4 protein-coding genes are annotated in these 5,584 nt (G+C 36.1%); 2 read left to right on the top strand and 2 right to left on the bottom strand.

Features of this window, described 5'->3' with window-relative positions; genetic code table 11:
- Positions 1-707 precede the first annotated feature (707 nt).
- Positions 708-2,282, top strand: a complete 1,575-nt coding sequence (locus KA830_RS12905) for an ABC-F type ribosomal protection protein Vga(E) (RefSeq protein WP_032495718.1) — start codon at positions 708-710, stop codon at positions 2,280-2,282.
- A 296-nt stretch (positions 2,283-2,578) separates the two neighbouring features.
- Here the strand turns inward: KA830_RS12905 and KA830_RS12900 are convergent, their stop codons facing one another.
- Entirely contained in the window at positions 2,579-3,727 is a 1,149-nt protein-coding gene (locus KA830_RS12900; protein ID WP_210134295.1) for a relaxase/mobilization nuclease domain-containing protein, read from the bottom strand.
- The gene (locus tag KA830_RS13930; RefSeq protein WP_095257132.1) at positions 3,709-4,038 is read right to left on the bottom strand and encodes a MobC family plasmid mobilization relaxosome protein; all 330 of its coding nucleotides are present in this window, start codon (positions 4,036-4,038) and stop codon (positions 3,709-3,711) included. The genes KA830_RS12900 and KA830_RS13930 overlap by 19 nt, the downstream gene beginning before the upstream one ends.
- A 1,063-nt stretch (positions 4,039-5,101) precedes the next feature.
- Here KA830_RS13930 and KA830_RS12890 point away from each other — a divergent pair.
- Positions 5,102-5,584, top strand: a 483-nt coding sequence (locus KA830_RS12890; protein ID WP_210134294.1) for a replication/maintenance protein RepL, incomplete at its 3' end; no start/stop codon positions are given.

Genomic DNA, 5,584 nt, shown 5'->3' with positions numbered 1-5,584 from the left:
AAACAAACTAAATTAAAAATTCAAAGACATAAAGAGGTTACTTTAGAAGAAATTTAACATCACGTTAAATCAATATAACATACAGGTTGGAGATGGTAGATAAAGAACCTTATCTCTATTCACAGCTTATCGTAACAAAAATTGAACACTTAGGTGAAAAATGTTTGTCTAAGCGTTATTAGTAGCCAATGTTAGACTAGAAATGTTCGTGATAATAGTTAAGCAAGTTTGCTGTACGAGAAGCGAGAAAATGAATTAAGAGAAAACATTACAAGTAGTTTAGAAAACATTCCAGAAAGATGGCTCGGGAATCTCTTAAATTGTAGCTCCCATCCGATTAGTTATTTTCGCTTTGATCAGAATAAGATTTAATTTCTTATCTAAGTAAAGCATAGAAATATTGACAGAGACATATAGAAAGCTTATATTTAGATTAAATGATACGAGAAAGGGTGTTACTATATCACAATGAACAATTAATCCTATTTATTAAAGAAAATCAACATAAAATAGTGAGTCAATAACTTAAGCTAGGTTATTTGTGGAGCGTTTTATGTATCATTTTCAGAATAGGATTGTATTGTGCAATGTGGTTTACCCTAATTTTGTAATGCTTTTTTAGGTGTATACTTACAAATTTTACTGACCTCCTATTCTGAATGGAATTAGGGGGTTTTTATATCCCCTCAAAATAAGGAGATGGGATTATGCTATTATTTGAAGGAACATCAATCAAAAAACAATTACATGACAGAGTGCTATTTGATATTGATTTAATACAAGTGCATGATAATCAACGTATAGGCTTAGTAGGTAGGAATGGAACAGGAAAAACAAGCCTATTAAAAATTATTACAGGTGAAGAATTACCTGATGAAGGTAATATCTCTCCTTTTACCTCTGTGAAATTAGTGCCACAATTTAAAGAATCAAGATTGGAGAAAAGTGGTGGCGAAATAACACAGCAATATTTACAGAACGCATTCAATGGGAATCCAGGCTTACTGCTTTTAGATGAACCGACAACACACTTAGATACGGAAAGAATTGCTTGGCTAGAAAAAAAGATAAGAAACTATCAAGGAGCAGCTGTCGTAGTATCTCATGATCGGACATTTTTAAATAATGTATGTACTGACATATGGGAAATTGAAAAAAATACGTTAAAAATATTTAAAGGAAATTATGATGAATATGCAAAGCAAAAAGAAATACTTAAAAAACAAAAACAAACTGAATTTGAAAAGTATGAACGTGAGAAACAAAAATTAGAAAGAGCAATACGTCAAAAAGAAGAAAGAGCTCAACGAGCAACAAAAAAACCTAAGAATCTAAGTTCATCTGAAGCGAGAATAGTGGGTGCTAAAACCCACTACGCCAACATACAGAAAAAGCTGAGAAGTTCGGCAAAAGCTTTAGAAACAAGACTGGAACAATTGGATAAGGTTGACAAGGTGAAAGAGCTGCCTGAAATTAAGATGGATATGTTAAATGAAGAAAACTTAACAAACCAATCTGTATTACGTGCTGAAAATATTAAGGGAGAGATTGAAGAACGTAAGCTCTGGGAACCCTTTAGCTTATATTTATATGGAGGAGATAAAGTTGCTATCATTGGAAAAAATGGCTCAGGTAAAACAACGTTGCTTAAAAAAATAGTGAAGCAAGATGAAGGAGTGACAATTCCAGAAAAAGTAAAGATAGGTTACTTCTCTCAACACTTAACCATCCTAAATGATGAGAAATCAATCATAGAAAATGTACAATCGACCTCTAGTCAAAATGAGACATTAATAAGAACAGTTTTAGCAAGAATGCATTTTTGGGATGAAGATGTCTATAAAAAGGTAGGCATATTAAGTGGTGGTGAAAAAGTAAAGCTAGCTTTAGCTAAACTGTTTTTAAGTGAGGTGAATATGCTCGTTTTAGATGAGCCGACTAACTTTTTAGACATTGCAGCTTTAGAAGCGCTAGAAACATTAATGAAAAGTTATCATGGAACGATTCTATTTGTTACTCACGACCGAATGTTAGTAAAAAATATAGCTACAAAAATAATTGATATAAAAGATGGTAAGATAACAGTATTCGATGGATCGTACGAAGCATATGAAGAGTGGCTGGAGAATAAAACAAAGTCTAACAATGATGACCAACTTTTATTAATTGAAACTAAAATATCTGATGTTCTGGGTAGGTTGAGCTTGGAACCTTCGCAAGAGTTAGAAGATGAATTTCAAAGATTATTGAAAGAAAAGAAAGAACTGACTAGAGGGGAATAAAGCAAACCTATTGATATGTTCCCACGAACGTCCCATTAAGTCGACATGTCCTTGCATACGAGCCTTTCACTAAAATCGAAAATACATCCACTTTATCTATTCGTCCTATACAGACTTGACAATATTGGATAACATAGCTTACAACCCTCTAGAGCTAAAGCAGAAAGGACTGGCATAAAGCCAGTCTTTTTAATTAACTAAGGAGCAAATAGAGAATTGGAACAGTAATTGCACTTGTAGCAACACCATATTTTAAAGCATCAATGATATTCGTAACCAATGCCCCATGCTTTGCACTAGAGACTAAGTCCATCGTCTCTTGTCTTGCTTTTTTGACGACGCTGTTTAGATTGTTCTGCATGTTCCTCACGCTCGACTTGATTTCCTCGTTCATTTCTTCCAATTGAGCGTTGTTCGTCTTTTGAAGTTCCCCCAGTGCTTGAATGGTCCTGTTGTTGTTCCTTTGAATTTCCTCGTGTCCATCTATCAAAATCTTTTGCAAAACTTCGGTGTTTTCTTTCAACATCTTCTCTTGCTCGTTCAAGATTGACTGCATGTTCCTCATGACTTTGTCCGATTTCGACTGGATTTGATTCAATTGATTGTGAATCGTGACTTCTTTCGCCATTTCCTCGTTCATGTGAACTCTGATATAACTTTTCATTAGTTCGTTGAGTTCCCTGGTCTCTTGAAACAGTTCGCTCATGCTCCTGTTCTCGTTCAGCTTGTCTTGTAAAGACATTTTCTAGCCCCTCCTTTTCATAGTCAGCACCCAATTTATTAGCCCGTATAAAGCGTTCTCGTTCTGGATGTTTAAAACTAAGTGTTTTACCCCTCAATTTCGTTTCGACCCCGTAAACGTCATTTAAATGCTTTTTAAAGCTATCAAAGTTTGTTGAATTATTTCGAGAGTATTCAATCGCTTCACGCAATTCATCTTTCCAAGATGGTTTATTTTTTTCTAGTAAATGTTGTTCTGCCAAAGTATGACGAACACTAGCGTTATGCTCTGTAACTATTGATAAATCATGATTTTTGCATACTTCATCGCTCAATGATCTAGCACGCTCAATTGCTTCCTTTCCATGTGCTTGATACTTTTTACCAGTTTCAAAGTTAACTGAATTTATCACGATATGATTATGAATATGGTCTTTATCTGCATGTGTGTAAACAGCTACTTCATGGTTTTTAGCTAATTTCTCAGCTAATTCTAAACCTACTTGATTCGCTTTCTCTGGTGTAACCTCGTTAGGTTTGAATGACTGGATAACATGATGTGCTTGTATTCCATCATTTTTAGAAAAAAGTTCCCTTGTTTGCTTCATTTGTGACTTTGCATAATCAATATCAAGATTATAGCCATCTTTCACAACTGCCCTTTTTTCTGCATAGTTGCATAATCGACTAGCAGAACGAGTTGTACCTAGCTGAATTGTTGCCATATTGCATGCAACTCCTTTTTGATAGCTTGTAATTCTTCGCTATCAATCGCCCCAGCGCTTGCATTTGCTCGCCTAGTCAATTGATTCACGTTGTTCCCAATTGCTCGCAACTGCTTTGCTATCTCAATTGCCCCCGATTTATCAATTTTCGGTGGCTTCATTCGATAGCCCATTGCCCGCTTTTTTGCAAAAGCTGGCACGCTCATATGAAACGTATCAGCAATTTGCTGTAACCTTTCATATTCGCTGTCGTCCACTCGAAATTTAATCTGCCGACTACTCGCCCGATTTTCTTTCCTCGTTCCCGACATACAACCACCTCACTATGCTCATTTTTCAATCGCATATCATACAAATTAAATGCTCGCTATTCACTCTCATTGTAACTTGTATTGTGAGGATTGGCAAGCTCTATATTTGGTACCCAAATAAGCTTGTTTTTGCTGTCGCAAAAATGCCCCCTAACCCCCATTTACATGGGGGGATTAAGACCTTGCCTTTTTGAAAAAAGGCAACCCCAAAAACTTTCACATATCAAGCCCCCAACCCCCGAATCTTCGGGGGCTCCCTCGCCGGTAGGCAGGTCGAAAAAATGGTTTTTCGACAAGCCAAGAGGGTACTTTTGCGAATGTGTCAATTCCTTAAATTCTCACTTCATGGATCAGCAAAAACCGCTGACCCATTCCGTTGCGATTTACCATTGACACATACCATATTTAGCTTTCTTCCAGTCAGAAAGCTTTTAACCATATTTCGCAATGCCTTTGAACTTGGTCTTTCCCCCCTATTTCGGTTGAGGGAGTGAGGCTGGGGGTGTGGGGGCTAGCCCCCGCATAACGAATTCTATACATAGCGAAAGAATCACATTATCGCCGACACTCTTAACGGTTTTTCGGCTACACTGGACAAGCGAACGAGCGAATACTCAATATCCCTATTTCGTATATCGGTCGTTCGGCGAAGCCTAGACAGCCGAAAAATTTCTACATGCAAGGGGTAAAGGCGTGGAGATTTTTTAGGTGGTTTTCCTAAAAAATACTACCCGACCCTTGCATGTAGAAAAGTGCCTTATAGAAGATATAAGAGTGAATATAAGCTAGTTGTTGTCATATCAATGGATAGAGCGTTTTTTACTAGTCATGGTGTGATTACTATACTAGTCATGGGGTGACTAGTATTAGAGCACTAGATAGTCACTATAAGACTTGACTTTAGTCAAACAATATCATAGAATGGTCATTAATGACGATAGAATAACCATAAATGAGCAGTATACTAATCACACCATGGTCAGTAATGATACAAGTTGTATCAAAAATGATACATATACGTATCACAGCGTGTTACATATTCGAAAAAGGGGAGAAAGTAATAATGGCTGAAATACATGTAGGAGCAGAAAGAGAAGTTCTAAAACCTAATTCTATGAGTTTTGAAGAGCGTAAGATCCAAATGGAGAAGGAAGAAGAAATCGAAAAGGAAATTCGCAAGAGAGATAAAAACAGTCCTTACAAGAGGTGGATACAGTTAAATAAAGACGCTTATAAAGCAGAAGATTGGCTAATGGCAAAATCACCAATAGCATATAGAATTTTTAAATTCTTAATAAATAATATGGATTCATACAACGCTGTAATGTGCTCTTATAAAGTCTTAGAGGAACAATTCGAAGTAAGTACTTCAACGGTAACAAGAGCCGTTAAATTGCTTAAAGATAAGCAATACATTGATGTATATAAATCAGGTACATCAAACGTATATGCAGTTAATAAACAAATTGCTTGGAACAGTTGGGGAAGTAATTTCAAGCATGGTAAATTTAGTGCGAATGTTATTCTTTCTGAAAGCGAACAAGAT

Source organism: Staphylococcus sp. GDY8P119P (assembly GCF_017892075.1).
Classification (GTDB): domain Bacteria; phylum Bacillota; class Bacilli; order Staphylococcales; family Staphylococcaceae; genus Staphylococcus; species Staphylococcus ureilyticus.
Note: the sequence above shows the minus strand (reverse complement) of the source record. Positions and strands in the feature narration are given on the sequence as shown.

Coding starts and splice junctions, on each gene's coding strand:
- KA830_RS12905 (WP_032495718.1), top strand. CDS start 708: ATGCTATTATTTGAAGGAACATCAATCAAAAAACAATTACATGACAGA.
- KA830_RS12900 (WP_210134295.1), bottom strand. CDS start 3,727: ATGGCAACAATTCAGCTAGGTACAACTCGTTCTGCTAGTCGATTATGC.
- KA830_RS13930 (WP_095257132.1), bottom strand. CDS start 4,038: ATGTCGGGAACGAGGAAAGAAAATCGGGCGAGTAGTCGGCAGATTAAA.